Raw genomic sequence first — 17,609 nt, 5'->3', positions numbered from 1 at the left:
ACAGATCTCCTCTATTTACATTACCATCTCTAATGATTTTAAACTAAATACCTACTTTTTTCTTCGTCTCAACATGCTATTAATAGTGACTTTAGCTTTACCAGATTTTGAAAATCCTTCTTGTTCGGCCAATCGAAATCGACCGAAACCCCGAACCGAAATCATATCACCAATAGTAATCAACTGGTCAGCCTTCTCAACTTGTCTATAATTTAATTTGACTTTACCAGATGAAATCAGCTTCAAGGCCCTAGAGCGTGATAAATTTAACACGGTTGCTAACACATTGTCAAGACGCATGCTAGAAAGTAAAACAAAAGAATGTGAGTAGTTTTCTTGATTTGTAATCCAATTCCCTTCACTAACATCCTTAAGTGTAACGGAAACATTACCAATCTTTTTGATAGTCATTATAGCATAGTTTGCTAGGTGAGATGCTATCGAAAATTGAATACGTCCATCGTCATTGATAATGATGTCACCAAATACTTGTCGTTCAAGTCCAAGTTGATTAATCAAAGTCCCCAAAACTTTTGGATGAGTCAAGGTGTTAAACTGTCTTGCATAAGAAACCTCTAACCGCTTAATCTCAAAGTCATCATCAGAAAGCTCATAATAATCCGGAGCTATAATAACTCTTCTGTACTCCTCCGTCTCAAGATTTGAACTTACAAAGAATTTTAATTGATAGTAATTTGCTAAATCTTCAACAATTTGAATCTCACGGGGATTTAAGAAATCAGTCAAATAAGGACTATACCTATCTTCAACCAATTGGCAAAATCCCCTGACCTTTTCTAAAAAAGGACGTTCATCTAACGAATAATGCTGTTCAATATTTTTATTTTCTGACATCAGAATAGAATATTCCTAAGAATAGTGAGAGAAAAATTCAACAAAAGAACGATTACGATGATTGAAAAGTCAACACCAGCAAAGACCAGATTCAGACGACGAAATGGCGCAAGAATCGGATTAACAATTTGTCTAATGATTCTTCCAAGGCTTGTGTCATAGGCTCCTGGAAACCAAGATAACAAAGCGTAGACAACAAGAAGTATCTCTGCAACGTTAACGACACGTGCCCAAATAACATATAGTAATATAGACATTGCTTAACGTCTCTTCATGTCAAAGTCAAAGTTAGCTTCTTGATTACCGTGTGCCAAACCAATCTCTTCAATATCAACAACGACATTGATTGGTGTAAGCAAGTACATTGAAGAGCCAACTTTTTGAAGATTCCCAGTAAGTACTTTACTTGCACCATCAATGAAATCAAGACAACGACGAGCTTGTGCCTCTAACATATACTGAAAATCAATCAAAACACATTCATTTTCGATCAAAAGTTCTACAATTTCCTGAGCATCTTCATATTTCTTAGGATATTTAATTGCAATTGTTGTTTTTGTTGTACTCATTTGATGTGGTCCCTGATTTGCTTGTGAACGACTCAAAGGTAAACTACGAAGAACTTGTGTTTCCTGCAAGTCTGCGTTAACATGTTGACGACGAGGAGGAACTGTTGCCTGTGAACGCTCAGGTTGACGTTGCTGACGAGGTTGTGTCTGCACTGGTCTCTGCACTTTTACAGGACGTTTTTTCTCTTCTTCTTTTGCAGCATCTTCATAATCGGTTACTTCGTCGGTATCAAAATATGAAACAATTTTATCAATTGTGTCTTTTAATGCCATAAGGTTAATCTCCGTTCTCTTTAAAGAATGCACTGCCGATTCTGACAAAGGTTGATCCATTTTGAATTGCCTCATCAAAATCTCGACTCATCCCCATGCTTAATTGATCACAAGGAACATTCTTTATTTTTTTCTCTTGAATTGATTTTCTAAGTTCATTTGTCTGTGAGAAAATCTCATCAAGTTCTTGATTATCTGCATCAATTGGTGCCATTGTCATTAGTCCAACAATACAAATGTTATCAAGATTTTTAATTTGGTCTAGAACTGTATCAAGTTCTTCAGGCGAAAAACCATGTTTTGATTCCTCACCTGAAACGTTAACTTGAAGGAAACATTTAATCGTATGATTGGCACGCTTTTGAATTTCCTCTGCTAATTTTACAGAATCCAAGGCGTGAAAATAATCAACTAAATTAATAACATCCTTTACTTTTCGACGCTGTAAGGTACCGATAAGGTGCCAGGTCAAATCATAATTGTTTAAAGCTTGATACTTATCTAAGAATTTATCCACGCGATTTTCAGCAATGTGTTTAATTCCTGTTTTAACCAATTCTTCAGCAATATCACTAGAGACATATTTGGTTACGGCAATAATATTGACTTCATCACTAGAGCGATTAGCCTTCTCACAAGCTGCCTTTACCGCTTGATAAACATTATTTTTATTTTCTTCTATAGTCATTATTAACGATTTTTAAAGAATGGTGGTGTTTCCAACTCATCATCATCCTCAACTTCACTTGAAAATGTAGACATAGTCAACTGACTATCTAATTGGCCAGTTTCAGGACGTGAGATATTATCACGTCTTAAGTCCCAGTTTCCAAAAGCAGACTGCTCTTGTTGAGATGCTGCCGCTGCAGGACGAACCCCTGCTTGAGGCATTGAAGGTGTTTCATTATAGTCAAAATTTGGTTGACGTTCAAATGAAGGTTGAGAAACTGGACGTTGTTCTTCTTGAATTGCTTGCTGAACAGGTGCTGCTGGTTGTGACGGTACTGATGTCACTTTGCGAGGTTGAGCTTTCACTCCCGCTACTTTATCAGCACGATCTTGACGAACTCCTGTGGCAACAACAGTTACGCGAATCTCATCTTTCAATGTATCATCAATTGATGTACCCAACCAAATGTTAACACCGTTACCAGCTGCTTGGCCAACAATTTCAGAAGCTTCTTCAGCCTCTGTAAGAGTCATATCAAGACCACCAGTTACGTTAACGATTACGTCTTCTGCACCATCAATAGTAGTTTCAAGAAGTGGAGAGAAGATTGCTTTGCGTGCAGCTTCAACAATACGTTCCTCACCAGAACCAATACCAATACCCATAAGCGCATTACCTTTGTTTGCCATAACTGTTTTCACATCAGCAAAGTCAAGGTTAATTAATCCTGGATTAGTGATAAGATCCGTAATACCTTGGACACCTTGGCGGAGAACATTATCTGCTTCGCTAAGGGCTTCAAGAAGCGGGGTTTTCTTATCAACAATTTCAAGAAGATTGTTGTTTGAGATAATAAGAAGTGTATCAACTTGCTCACGCAACTCTTGAATACCTTCAACCGCATAAGCACCACGTTTGTTACCTTCAAATCCGAACGGACGTGTTACAACTGCAACTGTCAATGCACCTAAGCTTTTGGCAATACGTGCAATTACTGGAGCTGCTCCTGTACCAGAACCTCCACCCATACCGGCAGTGATAAATACCATGTCAGATCCTGTAAGTGCTTCTGTAAGTGTTTCTTCACTTTCTTCAGCCGCCTTACGACCAACTTCAGGTTGACCTCCGGCACCAAGTCCACGGGTCAATTTAGGGCCCAATTGGATAACAGTTTCTGCTTTTGAAGAGCTGAGCGCTTGAATATCAGTATTAGCTGCGATAAATTCAACACCAGAAAGACCTTCTTCAATCATTCGGTTGATAGCGTTTCCGCCACCTCCACCGACACCGATAACTTTAATGACCGCACCTTGAACAGATGCGCTATCAAATGAAAAACTCATTTTATTTCCTCGCTTTTTCTAGATTAAATTAATCGAACATACTACCAAAGATACCACGAACACGATCTCCAAGTTTTTGTTTTGGTTCATGATTTCCTTCTTCAACTGGCAAAGGCACTTCGATTGTATTCTCAACTGGAATAGGGTTAGGTTGTGGAGCCACTCGTGGCGCTGGTGATGGTGCTGGAGTTCTGTCAAAACTCAATGCGGGAGCCTCATTGTCGATAGGTTTACGACGGAGATACTCTTCACCAGATACTGCTCGTTGAGCAATAATATCAACTTCTGTAAGAAGGCCAACATACTCAACAAGACTAATCACATTTGCAAACATCGGATTACGAATGCCTACTTGATTTGGTACGTAAAGTTTGACATTTGTCTCAAAAAGCTCTTGAGCAACTTCAACTACACCAGGCATAATAGCTGTACCACCTACAAGGACGATACCACCAGGTAAATCAAGTAGACGACCACGAGTCAAATCTTGTTTCACTCTGTCCAAGATATGTTTCACACGAGCTGAGATAATTTCAGCAAGGTATTTTTCAGTGATTTCAACAGGTGAATTTTCGCCTACAACTTCAACTTGAACAGTTTCAGATTCACTTGCTTCGTCAATATCAGCATTACCAAAATTAAACTTAAGCGCTTCTGCAATCTGCATAGAAGTCTTCAAAACCTTTGAAATATCCTTTGTGATGTATTCGCCACCTTCAGAATAAATATTGGTAAACTGAAGTTCTTGCGCACGCATACTTGCAACAGTAGTTTGACCGCCACCCAAATCAATGACTGTAGCACCAAACTCACGTTCACCTTCATTTAAGACCGCACGTGTCATCGCAAGAGGTGAGATAATAATATTCTCAACCTTAATACCTGCACGTTCAACCGTCTTACGAAGATTGTGAAGGATTGTTGTTGGTCCTGTATAAATGAGACCCCTCATTTCAAGACGAATTCCCATCATTCCACGAGGATCACGAATTCCTTGGAAGCCATCAACGATAAACTCTTCAGGAACTAGCGAAATAACCTCACGCTCAGGTGTAATGCTCTTAGTCAAGGCTGAGCGAACAACACTTTCAACATCTTCATCTTTGATTTCTTTTGATTCACTTGTTACAGGAATCATCCCTTGGGTAGGCTCAATTTGAAGAAGATTAGCTGGAAGCCCAACATTAACTTGCTCAATAACAATACCAGCTTTTTCTTCTGCTTGTTCAATAGCTGTTTTGATGGATTTCGCTGCAGCGTCAATGTCAACAATGATACCATCTTTCACACCAGAACTCTTAACATTACTTACTCCGATGACATTCATTGATCCATCAATAAATTCAGCAACAAGAACCTTAATCGAGCTAGTTCCTATATCTAATCCTGTAAAAAAGCCATCTCTAGCCATTCACTCGACCTCTCAATCTTTCCATTCAATATCTTTGTAAACTGTATAAAAACAGAATTATTCGGATACTATTGTACCATAAAAAAACGTAAAATGTCAGCATTTTACGTTTTTTATTATTCAATATTAACCCTGAGTTAGGGAAGTTTGATGTGAGTTTTCTTGCCCTACTGCAGGAATACTTTCTCCTTGGTCACTTGAACTTTCGGTATTAGTATCCTCTCCAGAACTTTGTACAGACGATTCTGACTCTTGCCCTTCTTCAGAAGTAGCACTGGTTTTTTTACTATCAGTCTTGTCTTTATCTTTCTTTTTATCCTTATCGGATTTTTCAGATTTTGATGCTTCAACTTCCGGAGTCGTCGTATAAATACCAACTTCCATATCAACAATAGTCCCATCTGAAAGATGTTTTTTAATTTTTTGGTAATATGGTAACTTGGTTGTTAATTGAGATAGTGGGACACGGATGGTATTGCCATCATACAACTCAATAGTCAACAAATCTGAAGTTGCCTTGGTAGGCGTTAAATTAATAATCTGAATGTTATTTTTGATTTTAGCATCCAGTTGATTTAGCTCTTTTACAAGTTCTTCAATTTTCTTGTCATCATCTATTTTTAAAGTAATAAATTTGTCTGGAAGATTCCCTGTTGAAACCGTTCCACCAGTTTTACCACTCTCGAGAATTGACATGTAACCATTGCCAGTTTGACGATAAGCCACTATTGGGTATTCTTTTACTGCAATGTTAAATTGATTTGGAAAGTCATAGGTCACATTCGCTTTTTTAACCCAGACATTTGTTTTTTCAACAGTTCTCGCAACTTTGTTCTGATTTAAAAAGACATAACTAATATAATCTGTATCAAGAATACCACTTGCCACTTTCACATCTTCTGGCAAAGCATTTTTTGTTCCTGAGACAGTGATAATCTTTTGCTTAGACCAAGGCGAGATATAGAAGAGTGAAAACACAATTAAAATAGCAGCTGAGAAGACAATGAGACCAGCAAGATTTTGTTGTGCAATAGGAATGTTACTGCTTGATTTCAACTTATTCTTTTTTTTCTTCTTGGCCTTTTTTTTCTTTTTAACCTTCTTCTTTTCCGGTACCTTGTTTTCGATTGGAGTATTCTCTTTCTCTATACCTTCAGAATCTTCGCTCTCTTTTTTTCTTAAAAATTCCAAGTTTCGCTTCTGCCACTCCGTCAGAACTTGTTTTTCTTGTGAATTTTGTTCCTTTTTTGCCATGAAATTCCTTTATTTATTTGAAATACTAGTTACTAATAGGTGGTAAAAATCATCAGGAGATGTGATTTCCTCAGATTTTGCCATAGCTTCTTTGTAAGTCTTTGCATTTTCAACAAGTTGTTCTAGCTCATCATTCAAAGTTGCCCAACTTAAATCAGGTTCCTGTAATTGGCGGGCATAACCTTTTCGTTCAAAATAAGCAGCATTTTCAAGTTGATCTCCACGGCTAGCTTCTTTCCCCAAAGGAATGATTACATGCAGTTTTTTCATCGCCAATAATTCAAAAATGGTATTTGAACCACCCCGAGTTACTACTAAATCAGCCAAATCCATAAGAGGTTGGTACAAATCTGTTACATAATCAATTCGGTAGAGATGAGGTTGTAAGGTATTTAATGAAGAATCACCAGAAATATTAATGACATTGTAGTGTTCAGTCAGTTGTGGAGTATTGCTAATAAAATCATTAAAAACCTTTGCACCAGCTGATCCACCGATAAAAAGAACGGTTTTCAAATTGGCATCAAACTGTTTCTTAATATTATCGAGGATATCTTTTTGGCCTGTTTGTGCCACACCAACCTTTGTAATAGCGCCAACATGTTTTGTCTTTGTCAAAGCTTTTGGTTGCTCAAAAGTCGTAAACATCGTAGTCGCAAACTTGTAGGCAATTTTATTGGCTAACCCCATAGAAAGGTCAGACTCATGCACATAAACAGGGACTCCTAATAATTTAGAAGCAATCACTGGCGGTACAGAGACAAATCCACCCTTAGAAAAAAGTGCTTGTGGCCGAATCTTTGCAATAATCGCAATAGATTGAAGGATTCCCCAACCAACTTTAAAAACGTCAAGCATGTTTTGCCATGAAAAATATCGACGTAACTTCCCTGTAGCAATGCTGTGGAAGGTAACATCTAAACCAGATTTAGAGATTTGTTCATGTTCGATGCCATGCTTATCACCAATATAGTGAACCTCCCATCCATCTTTTATGAACTTTGGAATTAAGATAAGATTTAGGGTCACATGTCCAACTGTTCCACCACCGGTAAAAACAATCTTTTTCGATTTTGCCATAGCTTATCCCTTCAATTGCTCAACCGTTGCGATAAATTCATCACCACGCACTTCAAAATTCTTGTACATATCCCAGCTGGCGTTAGCAGGACTCAATAAAACAACATCTCCTGCACTGGCTTGATCAAAAGCAATACGTGTTGCATCAGCTACATCTTTAGCATCAAGATAAGATACACCTGCTTTCTCAGCGGCACGTTTGACACGAGGAGCGGATTCTCCCAAAATAATCATTTTCTTGACTCCTGTAATATCAGGAACGAGTTCATCAAATTCATTACCACGATCTAAACCGCCAGCAATCAAAATGACTTTACTATTATCAAATCCAGAGAGTGCTTTTTGGGTCGCCAAAATGTTTGTTGACTTACTATCATTATAGAATTTCACGTCGTTAATGGTATCAACGAATTGAAGGCGATGCTTAACCCCTCCAAAACTTGCTAAAGTTTCTTTGATTGCCTGGTTTGAAATACCTGACAGCTTAGAAACCGCAATTGTAGCTAAGGCATTTTCCACATTGTGACTACCAGGAACGCCAATCTCATCGGCTTTCATAATCAACTCACCTTTATAGTAGAGACCTCCGTTTTCAAGATAGGCTCCATCTACTTTTTCCACAGTTGAGAATGGAACGACTTGTGCTTTCGTCTTAGTAGCCAACTCTTTAGCAAGATCTTGGTTAAAGTTCAAAATAATGAAATCATCTGATGTCATTCGATTTTGAATATTCCATTTGGCTGCCACATATGCTTCAAAACTACCGTGATAATCAATATGTGTTGGCATCAAATTGGTAATAACCGCAATGTGGGGATGGAAACTGTCAATTCCCATCAATTGGAAAGAAGACAATTCCATAACTAAGGTGTCTTGAGCGGTCACTGATTGGGCAACTTCTGATGCAGGGAAGCCGATATTTCCTGACAAGACGCCAGACTTACCACCATGATTTAGGACATCAGCAATCATAGTTGTCGTTGTCGTCTTACCGTTTGAGCCAGTTATACCAATAATCGGTGCCTCTGACACTAGGTAAGCCAATTCAACTTCAGTCCAGACTGGAATTCCTTTTTCAAGCGCACGGGCTACCATCGGATTGTCGTAGCGAATCCCAGGGTTCTTGACCATTAGTTCAAAATTTTCATCCAAAAGCTCAAGAGGATGTCCACCACAAACAACCTTAATTCCTTCTTCAAGAAGAGCCTGAGCCGAAGGGTTTTCCTCAAATGGTTTTCCGTCATTAACAGTGACGATAGCTCCTAACTTAGCCAAGAGGCGAGCCGCTGCTTCACCAGATTTTGCCAAGCCAAGGACCAAAACTTTTTTATTTTCAAATTGTGTTATTGATTTCATAATTCGTCCATTCTCTCAAATTGTATCATAACCATTTTACCTTTTATCCCAACCTATTTCAAGAAGTTACCTCTTCTAAGTACAGAAAAAAGCCAACCTGAATGATTGACTTTTTAAGGTTCATGGTACTCAATTTTCTTTTTGTTCAGTTTTTTCATGATTTAGCTCTGACATGGAAAAGAAATCTTTTAAGGTAAAATAACTCAATACAAGCATTCCCACCGTGACAAAAAACTCACCAGGTAAACTAAAAAATTTAATGATTGATAACACTGCTAAAAGTAATAGCAATGCTGAGGTAACCATGACAAAGAGGAGATTCATGGTGTTTTTTACCGACTTGGGTGCAATAAAGAAATAAAATGACGAAATCAATATAGCAACAATCAGATAAAACATTCCTTCTCCTCCCTATAAATTATTCAGCTTCTGCTGCTTTCTTCTTACGTTTGTTAGCTTTATCACGCTCTGCTTTATTCAAAATTTGTTTACGCAAGCGGATAGATTCAGGTGTTACTTCCATGTACTCATCATCATCCAAGAATTCAAGTGATTCTTCAAGTGTCAAGATACGTGGAGTCTTGATTACGGCTGTTTGGTCCTTCGTAGCTGAACGAACATTTGTCATTTGTTTTGCTGTAGTGATATTAACACCAAGGTCATTTTCACGAGCATTTTCACCGACAATCATACCTTCATATACTTCTGTACCTGGGTTAACAAAGATTGTACCACGTTCTTCAATACGCATAATTGAATAAGTTGTCGCCTTACCTGTATCAATAGAAACAAGGGCACCACGGTGACGTCCACCGATTTCTCCCGCTACAACTGGCATGTATTGGTCAAAGGTATGGTTCATGATACCGTAACCACGTGTCATAGACAAGAATTCAGTAGAGAATCCGATAAGACCACGTGCTGGTACAAGGAAAATAATACGTGTTTGACCATTACCAACCATTTGCATATCAAGCATATCACCTTTACGTTCCGAAAGGGCTTGAATAATAGAACCTTGGTACTCTTCAGGAGTATCAATTTGAACACGTTCAAATGGTTCGCATTTTACACCATCAATTTCTTTAATGATTACCTCTGGACGAGATACTTGAAGTTCATATCCTTCACGACGCATTGTTTCAATAAGAATTGACAAGTGCAATTCACCACGACCTGAAACCGTCCATTTATCAGGTGAATCAGTCGGATCTACACGAAGAGAAACGTCCGTTTGCAATTCTGCCAAAAGACGTTCTTCAACCTTACGTGATGTTACGTGTTTACCTTCACGACCGGCAAATGGTGAGTTGTTGGCCAAGAAAGTCATTTGAAGAGTTGGTTCATCAATACGAAGTACTGGCAATGGTTCAACAGCATCTGTTGGTGTGATTGTTTCACCAACGAAGATATCTTCCATACCTGAGATGGCAATCAAGTCACCAGCTTTAGCTTCATCAATTTCACGACGCTCCAAACCAAAGAAACCAAAAAGTTTCGTAACACGGAAGTTTTTAGTTGTTCCGTCAAGTTTTGAAAGAGTAACTTGGTCACCAACTTTTACAGTTCCACGGAAGACACGTCCAATACCAATACGTCCAACAAAGTCGTTGTAGTCAAGAAGTGACACTTGAAATTGAAGTGGCTCATCTGAGTTATCTACAGGAGCTGGGATGTGATCAATAATCGTGTCAAAGATTGGAGCCATAGTGTGCTCTTGATCAGCAGGATTATCTGACAATGATGATGTACCATTAATCGCTGATGCATATACAACTGGGAATTCCAACTGATCATCATCGGCGCCAAGTTCGATGAAGAGTTCTAGGACTTCATCAACAACTTCTTCAGGGCGAGCTGATGGTTTATCAATCTTGTTAACAACAACAATAGGTGTCAAATTTTGCTCAAGCGCTTTTTTCAACACAAAACGTGTTTGAGGCATAGTTCCTTCGTAGGCATCAACAACAAGGACAACCCCATCAACCATTTTCATGATACGTTCAACTTCTCCACCAAAGTCTGCGTGCCCTGGTGTGTCCATGATATTGATACGAGTACCTTTGTAAGCAACAGCTGTATTTTTAGCAAGGATAGTAATACCACGTTCTTTTTCAAGATCGTTAGAGTCCATTGCACGCTCATCAAGTTCCTTACGTTCATCAAGGGTATGCGATTGTTTCAACAATTCATCTACAAGTGTTGTTTTCCCGTGGTCAACGTGCGCAATAATGGCAACGTTACGGATGTCTTCTCTATATTTAGTCATTTTTTCCTCTTTAATTTTTATTTCAACTTTTCAAGTATACCACAATTTTAAGAAAATAGCAGAACCCAGACCAATTGTAAACGTTTTTCAATAAGAAAAAGGTGTAATAGGACCCCAGTTGGTCAGATACACCTTTTCGCATTATTTTTGAATTGTAAGAGCTAGACTGGCAGCTCCAATGATACCAGCATCATTACCAAGCTCAGCCAATTTCACTTTTGTTGTACGACGTACTTGTGGGAAAGCATAACGTACAAAATAACTTTCTACTCTACTACGTAAGAATTCTCCAGCAGCTGAAACACCACCACCGATAACTACAGAATCAGGGTTAAGGATGTTTGAAATATTTGCTGTGGCAAGGCCAAGGTATTCTGACACTTTGTCAACAATACTATCGGCGAACTTATCTCCTTCAGCTGCAGCCATAAAGATATCTTTACTTGTTACTTGTTCACCGTTATCTACAGCAGCCTTAATGGGTGAATCACCTTCATACTCCTCGGCCATATGACGTGCCAAACGAACCACACCAGTTGCTGAAGCTACAGTTTCCAAACAGCCATTATTTCCACATGTACATTCAAAACCTGTTTCAGGTTCAACGATAATATGACCAATCTCACCACCAGCACCAGCAACACCGTGAATCAAATTACCGTCAGCGATGACACCGCCACCTACACCTGTTCCAAGTGTTACAAAAACAACATCTGGATTGTTGGCACCAGCACCAACCCAACGTTCACCTAAAGCAGCCACATTTGCATCATTATCAATAGCGAATGGAATACCCAATTCTTTTTCAATGACAGATCCAACTTCTTGAGTGTCTGCCCAGTTTAGGTTGAAGGCACCTGTTACCGTCTTATTTTTACGGTCAACAGCACCCGGAGATCCCATACCAATTCCAATAAAGTCATCTGCAGTGAGTCCGTACATTGCCAAACGGTGTTTCAAGGACTCAATAATATTTGGAACGATGTGACGTCCATCTTCAAGCGTATTTGTTTCAATCGCCCATTTTTCCTGAACGCTACCTTCTGCAGTCAAAATACCAAATTTGACAGTTGTTCCACCAAGGTCAATACCCAAGAGTTTTTTGCTCATTTTCTTTCTCCATTTCAATGCGATGCTCATGTCGTAAAATCATTTCAGCAGATAGATAATTGTCTTTATCAATTAAGCCATTCTGGTAAAGAGCCTCTAACTCAATTTTCATCATCTCAATATCATAAAGTCTTTTACCTAGATAAACTATTATGCCAAATTGCTTCAACAACTGTTGAACATCATATAAAGTTCTCATAGCAATATTTTAGCAAAAAGCTTCAGTCATGACAAGAGACTATTGAAAACCTTTACAAATTATCAATGCAAAATTTAAAACCCAAGCCGATAAGACTCAGGTTTTAATCTATTGGCAATTCGGGCAAATGCCATGGAAAATCATCTGTTCTCGAGTGATACGGAATCCTGTCTGCGATTCAACTTCTTCCTTGAAAGAAGGAATTGGCAAGTCTAAGTCAGTGATATGACCACATTTTTCACAAACAATATTCAAATGATCATGTCCCATAAAATCATAGTAGGTCGTATTATCATTGTTTACTTTAATTTCTGAGACGATTCCCTCTTCAACCAAAACCTTTAGATTGTTATAAACAGTCGCAAGACTCATACCTGGGTTGTCAGGGAGGAGATCATAATATATCACATCTGCACTAGGGTGCTGATCAGACATCATCAAATAACGGATAACAGCTTTGCGAGACTCCGTCAATCGAATTCCCTTCGCCTTTAACTGATTCAAGACATCTTCATAAACGCTTAAACTACGTCGATGTTGAGACATATCGTCCATTCCTTCTTCTAAAAGTATTTGTTAATATTATACACTTTTAAAGGAACTCTTGACAATCATCTTAACTCAGAAAAATGCTTATTTCAAGCCAGGTTCTTTACCAAGTTCAGCAGTCAACATCCAGACTGTTTTATCAATTTCTGACTTAGCTGCTGTAAAGATATCATTTGAAGGAGCATCTCCTTCTTCATCTGTAATATCCAAACCAACTTGGAACAAAACTGACAAGTATTTATATGTATCAACCAACAATTTGATTTGATCAGTCATTGATTTATCAAAAGTACCTGTAGTTTCCGTCAATCCTGAATTAGATGAAAACTCAACGAGTGTTGAAAATGGTTCCCCACCAATAGTAATCAAACGTTCGCTAATAACATCAAGATGACCGTTCAAGCTATCCATTAATTCATCCATTTTTGGATGAAGATAAAGGAAACCAGAACCACGCATATACCAGTGTACTTGGTGGACAATTGAAGCTGCCACAGACAAATCAGCAACTGCTTGATTCAAGACTGCTTTAGTTTTAGTGTTTGTTGATGCTGTAACATGATCATTAACTGTTTCAGTGATAGTTTCTTTAATTGTATGTACCATATTTTTTCTCCTTATTTAGAATTACTATTGTTTACATCTTTATTTTAGAACATTTCTAAATAAGAGTCAAATATAATGATTTTTTTGACTCTTTTTCGAATACATAGGTATGTTAAGTATCATTTATTTTTTTCTAGGAGCTTCCTTAGGCTCATTTATTGGCTTGGTTTGTGACCGTTTCCCCGAAGAATCCATAGTGACTCCTAGCAGCCACTGCAGCTTTTGTAAGCACTCATTGCGATTTTTTGAGATGGTACCTGTCTTCTCACAACTTATTCTAAAATCTAGGTGTCGTTTTTGTCAAAAACCTATTCCTTATCGTTATCTCTTTATTGAACTGTTCTGCGGAGTAGTCTGTTTACTCTTTTTACACCACTTTCTAGATTTCGCTGAAGCCTACTTTATTATTTTCAGTCTCTGTCTAACACTCTTTGATTTAAAACATCAATCTTACCCACTTGTTATTTGGCTACTTGGAACTACGCCTCTCATTTTTTTGGGAAACTTTTACCTAACCTTTACTTTAGGACTCTCACTTGCTATCCTAGCTTATCTCAAACACCTAAATATCGGAGAAGGTGATTTTCTCTACTTGGCAAGCGCCTCACTCATTTTCCCATTTTCTCAAATACTACTGGCTATCGAAATAGCTTGTCTTTTGGGACTTATTTATTTCCTAGTCAGTAAAGACCTCAAGCAAAAAATCGCATTTGTACCTTTTCTGTTTGTAAGTATTTTATTTCTCACTTTCATCAAATAAAGCAAAAAAAGCCGATGATTTCGGCTTTTTGATTTATTAATTCATATTAACACGGTGCCACTCGTTAATCACATAACAGAGCATACCCAGTTGTTGAAGACCCCAACCACTAATTTCCGATGAGTCTTCAGTCGAACCACCGAGGTAACGTGTATAGATTGCTACCATGTAAGGTGTGTCTTCCATAACAATAGCATCAACGTTTAGTGCTTCACGGACATAACCTGGTTTTTGATAAATCGTTAAATCAGGAAGGTAGGTCTTATAGTACTCATTAGGGAATGATTCACCAATGTAATGGAGAATATCCTTGTAGTTGTCCTGATGTTTCCAAAGGTAATCCAAAACTTGAATGTAATAATCTGTTGTTGTCTTATTACCATGCATTTGGATAGTCTTAACATCACCTTTTGACTTACCATATTTATCAAGCATACCATAGAATTTCTCTATACCACCTAGGCGTTCTGCCAAAGCATAAGCTGGAGTATTTTCAGAGTATACAAGAGAATATTCTTGCATTTCTGGAATGGTCATTGAACCACCAAAGGCAGCAACATAATTATCATGCTCACCTTGATACTCATACTCAGTGTTCGTAATATCAAAACGTTCCGTTAAAGAAAGTTTACCTTTATTGACCTCATCCATGACAAGCATGTTTAATGGCAATTTGTAGGTAGAGCCTGCAGTCATTGGTTGAGTATCATTCATGGAATAATGCTCATTAGTTTTGGTATTCTTGTATGAGAAAGCAATTTGGCTAGCATCAATACCTTGATCAGCCAGATAAGCTTCGACCACTTGGTTCAAAGTCATATTGGCATAGTCATAAGTCAAACCATTGGCTGCCATCGTGTTAGCATCAGCATCCATAACAGCTTGTTTAGCTTCAGCTGACTTGTTGGTTGGTGTGACCTTTTCCTCTTTTTCCTTCTCATCTTTTTTAGCCACTTTTGAACTGGATCCAAAAATATTTCCAAAGTTACCTGAGTGACCAGCTTGCTTACCGCGCCCTGCTAGAGCAAGCATAGCAATAAACAAAAGAACCACCAAAGCACCTAGGAAAGCCAAAATAAGGTAAGCTTTTTTATCATCTCGAGATGACTTGGATTTTGACTTAGATCTAGATTTCTTAGAACGCTTGCTCCTTAATGCTAAAGGTTCAGTTTTTGGTTCCTTTTCCTTTTGTTCATCTGATACGACTGTTTCCTTAGCAGGCTTCTTATCTACAGATTTTTTAGAAGACTTTTTATGTTCTTTTTTCGTTTCTTTCTTCTTGGACTTTTTGGCGTCTTTTTTGACATCCTTCTTATCATCCTTGATATCATTTTTGCCGTCTTTTTTGATATCGTTTTGAAGGTCTTGTTCTAGCGAATCTTCCTTCTTGTCTTTAGTTTTTCGGCGACTTCCACTATACTTTTTGCTTGAATGTTTTTTCTTTTTTTCATAACAATAATAGTTTAAGCTATAATGCCCTAAAAAGCAAGGAGATTTTACAGCCCTATTACAAAAAAATCACCCTCAAGAACGAGGATGATTCTAGGCTTATTTAGCTGCTGCGTAAAGCTCAGCAACTTTATTCCAATTGATGATTTCAAAGAAGGCTTTGATGTAGTTTGGACGTACGTTACGGTAGTTTAGGTAGTAAGCGTGTTCCCAAACGTCAAGTGCTAAGATTGGTTTTTTACCGTCTGAGATTGGTGTATCTTGGTTGGCAGTTGAAACAACTTCAAGTTTACCTTCTGCGTTAACCACAAGCCATGCCCAACCTGAACCAAAACGAGTTGTTGCTGCTGCAGTAAAAGCTTCTTGGAAAGCTTCAAATGAACCAAAAGCTTCGTTAATAGCAGCTGCTACTTCTGCAGTTGGTTCTTGTTTTTCTGGTGATAAAAGTTCCCAGAAAAGTGCGTGATTAAGATGTCCACCACCATTGTTAATAAGTGCTTGACGGATATCTGCTGGAATTTTTTCGACATCAGCCAAAAGCGCTTCAAGGTCTTCACCAATTTCAGGGTGTTTTTCAAGCGCAGCATTAGCGTTTGCTACATAAGTTGCGTGGTGTTTGTCGTGGTGAAGGGTCATTGTTTCAGCATCAATGTATGGTTCCAATGCATCATAAGCGTAAGGAAGGTCTGGAAGGATAATAGCCATATTAAGGGTCCTCATTTCATTTTTTCTTCATTTTACCCTAAAATGATAGAGCTTTCAAAAAATTTGCTTACTAAATCACGAAAAATCTCAAATATTAACGATGTGAGCCTATCTTCAGAAGTGCTAAATCAAACAAATACTCTTTATCGTAAGTACCATTTTTAATCTGATAATCAGTCTCAATCAAACTCTTGATACTCGTCTTCAAAAATTCTATAGATAATGGACGACTGTCTCTAAGAGCATAGCGAATCTGATATGGATTAACTTTACGTCCTAGATAATCCGAAAGGCTTACGACAATTTGCTGTTCACTTTTACCTTGAGCAGATAGGAGTTTCACTTGTAAATAGGTACGAAATTGTCCCAACATAACCGCTATTAACTTAATATCATCCTCTCCCTGGAGGCGCAAATCATGAACCAGTTCACGTACCCCATTAATGTCACCTCGTAAAAGGAGTTGGGTCATGTCAAAGATATTATCCTGCAAGCTCTTTGGGATTGCTTCGGCAATATCCTTGGATGAGATATTTCCTTCCGCTTTGTAGCCCTTTAAAAAGGCCATGTTTTTTTGAACATCTGAAAAGTCAAAATTTGACTTGATTAAGAGCTCCTCAAAAACACCTGTATCAAAAATAAGTCCCTCTTGATGCGCTTTTTTTTGAAAATACGTTTTAAGTTCCGCATCCTTTAGAGGACTGGTTTCAAGTACCAAGGCATCACGCTTTAATAGTTTTACTAAGCGACGCTTACCATCAAGTTTTCCCGATGCCATTAAAACAAGTCGAGTCGTTTCCACAGGCGACTGAAGGTAACTTTCAAGCCGTTTTAGCTCCTTATCATCCAGATAGGATTTTTTCGCTGTGGTCATATCTGCGAAATGATCAAAAATGACCACCTTCTCATCCACAAAAAAAGGCATACTTTCTAAATCCAGTTCAGCCTCCTGATAGGTCGTCTCAGACATATCAAAATAGGAATAGGTCAAGTCACTGGGATCAAAACCGATTTGTTTTAAAAATGTTTCTTTAGCTTGACTATACTGCCCCAAATCTTCACCAGCTAAGACTGTTAACATTGGTAGGGATTCTTTAGACAGCTTTTCAATGGTTTCCATAGCAATCATGGTTTTATTATAACAGAAATTT

18 protein-coding genes and 1 pseudogene are annotated in these 17,609 nt (G+C 38.1%); 1 reads left to right on the top strand and 18 read right to left on the bottom strand.

Going from position 1 to position 17,609, the window contains the following annotated elements; genetic code table 11:
- Window positions 1–51 precede the first annotated feature (51 nt).
- The 15 genes from HMPREF0848_RS02035 to HMPREF0848_RS01965 all read right to left on the bottom strand — a co-directional run bounded on the left by HMPREF0848_RS02035 (window position 52) and on the right by HMPREF0848_RS01965 (window position 13,544).
- On the bottom strand, window positions 52–855 hold the full coding sequence (locus HMPREF0848_RS02035) for a YlmH family RNA-binding protein (protein WP_008534286.1): 804 nt from the start codon (window positions 853–855) through the stop codon (window positions 52–54).
- Window positions 855–1,112, bottom strand: a complete 258-nt coding sequence (locus tag HMPREF0848_RS02030) for a YggT family protein (protein WP_008534285.1) — start codon at window positions 1,110–1,112, stop codon at window positions 855–857. The genes HMPREF0848_RS02035 and HMPREF0848_RS02030 overlap by 1 nt, the downstream gene beginning before the upstream one ends.
- Window positions 1,113–1,115: 3 nt before the next feature.
- Complete coding sequence (locus HMPREF0848_RS02025) at window positions 1,116–1,697, bottom strand: cell division protein SepF (protein ID WP_008534283.1); 582 nt, start codon at window positions 1,695–1,697, stop codon at window positions 1,116–1,118.
- A 4-nt stretch (window positions 1,698–1,701) separates the two neighbouring features.
- A complete protein-coding gene (locus HMPREF0848_RS02020; RefSeq protein WP_008534282.1) occupies window positions 1,702–2,385 on the bottom strand; it encodes a YggS family pyridoxal phosphate-dependent enzyme in 684 nt (227 codons plus the stop codon).
- 2 nt (window positions 2,386–2,387) lie between these two features.
- A complete protein-coding gene (gene ftsZ / locus HMPREF0848_RS02015) occupies window positions 2,388–3,710 on the bottom strand; it encodes a cell division protein FtsZ (RefSeq protein ID WP_008534281.1) in 1,323 nt (440 codons plus the stop codon).
- Window positions 3,711–3,738: 28 nt separating this feature from the next.
- The gene (ftsA, locus tag HMPREF0848_RS02010; protein WP_002887627.1) at window positions 3,739–5,121 is read right to left on the bottom strand and encodes a cell division protein FtsA; all 1,383 of its coding nucleotides are present in this window, start codon (window positions 5,119–5,121) and stop codon (window positions 3,739–3,741) included.
- A gap of 126 nt (window positions 5,122–5,247) precedes the next feature.
- Window positions 5,248–6,375: a cell division protein FtsQ/DivIB gene (locus HMPREF0848_RS02005; protein ID WP_008534280.1), complete on the bottom strand. Its 1,128-nt coding sequence runs from the start codon at window positions 6,373–6,375 to the stop codon at window positions 5,248–5,250.
- A 9-nt stretch (window positions 6,376–6,384) separates the two neighbouring features.
- Window positions 6,385–7,455: a UDP-N-acetylglucosamine--N-acetylmuramyl-(pentapeptide) pyrophosphoryl-undecaprenol N-acetylglucosamine transferase gene (locus HMPREF0848_RS02000; RefSeq protein WP_008534279.1), complete on the bottom strand. Its 1,071-nt coding sequence runs from the start codon at window positions 7,453–7,455 to the stop codon at window positions 6,385–6,387.
- Between the two features lie 3 nt (window positions 7,456–7,458).
- Window positions 7,459–8,811, bottom strand: coding sequence for a UDP-N-acetylmuramoyl-L-alanine--D-glutamate ligase (gene murD, locus HMPREF0848_RS01995; protein WP_008534275.1), 1,353 nt, complete (start codon window positions 8,809–8,811; stop codon window positions 7,459–7,461).
- A gap of 129 nt (window positions 8,812–8,940) precedes the next feature.
- Entirely contained in the window at window positions 8,941–9,210 is a 270-nt protein-coding gene (locus tag HMPREF0848_RS01990; protein WP_002887635.1) for a DUF3165 family protein, read from the bottom strand.
- 19 nt (window positions 9,211–9,229) lie between these two features.
- Complete coding sequence (gene typA / locus HMPREF0848_RS01985) at window positions 9,230–11,080, bottom strand: translational GTPase TypA (RefSeq protein WP_002887637.1); 1,851 nt, start codon at window positions 11,078–11,080, stop codon at window positions 9,230–9,232.
- 141 nt (window positions 11,081–11,221) lie between these two features.
- Entirely contained in the window at window positions 11,222–12,190 is a 969-nt protein-coding gene (locus HMPREF0848_RS01980) for an ROK family glucokinase (protein WP_008534274.1), read from the bottom strand.
- Window positions 12,165–12,389 carry a YqgQ family protein gene (locus HMPREF0848_RS01975; protein ID WP_008534273.1) on the bottom strand — a complete coding sequence of 75 codons (225 nt, stop codon included), beginning with the start codon at window positions 12,387–12,389 and terminating at the stop codon, window positions 12,165–12,167. Before HMPREF0848_RS01975 ends, HMPREF0848_RS01980 begins: the two co-directional genes overlap by 26 nt.
- Before the next feature lie 108 nt (window positions 12,390–12,497).
- Entirely contained in the window at window positions 12,498–12,935 is a 438-nt protein-coding gene (locus HMPREF0848_RS01970) for a Fur family transcriptional regulator (RefSeq protein WP_002887639.1), read from the bottom strand.
- An 87-nt stretch (window positions 12,936–13,022) separates the two neighbouring features.
- Window positions 13,023–13,544, bottom strand: a complete 522-nt coding sequence (locus HMPREF0848_RS01965; protein WP_008534272.1) for a Dps family protein — start codon at window positions 13,542–13,544, stop codon at window positions 13,023–13,025.
- A 109-nt stretch (window positions 13,545–13,653) separates the two neighbouring features.
- On the opposite strand from HMPREF0848_RS01965, the gene HMPREF0848_RS10345 reads away from it, so the two are divergent.
- Entirely contained in the window at window positions 13,654–14,304 is a 651-nt protein-coding gene (locus HMPREF0848_RS10345; RefSeq protein ID WP_008534270.1) for a prepilin peptidase, read from the top strand.
- A 36-nt stretch (window positions 14,305–14,340) separates the two neighbouring features.
- On the opposite strand, the pseudogene HMPREF0848_RS01960 reads toward HMPREF0848_RS10345, so the two are convergent.
- From HMPREF0848_RS01960 to holA, 3 genes and pseudogenes are all read right to left on the bottom strand, one after another.
- Window positions 14,341–15,753 (bottom strand): annotated as a pseudogene (locus HMPREF0848_RS01960) (serine hydrolase); the annotation flags it as partial.
- A 99-nt stretch (window positions 15,754–15,852) separates the two neighbouring features.
- Window positions 15,853–16,458, bottom strand: a complete 606-nt coding sequence (sodA, locus tag HMPREF0848_RS01955; RefSeq protein WP_008534268.1) for a superoxide dismutase SodA — start codon at window positions 16,456–16,458, stop codon at window positions 15,853–15,855.
- Window positions 16,459–16,552: 94 nt separating this feature from the next.
- Window positions 16,553–17,587: a DNA polymerase III subunit delta gene (gene holA, locus HMPREF0848_RS01950; protein WP_008534266.1), complete on the bottom strand. Its 1,035-nt coding sequence runs from the start codon at window positions 17,585–17,587 to the stop codon at window positions 16,553–16,555.
- Between the last annotated feature and the right edge of the window lie 22 nt (window positions 17,588–17,609).

Source organism: Streptococcus sp. C150 (assembly GCF_000187445.1).
GTDB lineage: Bacteria > Bacillota > Bacilli > Lactobacillales > Streptococcaceae > Streptococcus > Streptococcus raffinosi.
Note: the sequence above shows the minus strand (reverse complement) of the source record. Positions and strands in the feature narration are given on the sequence as shown.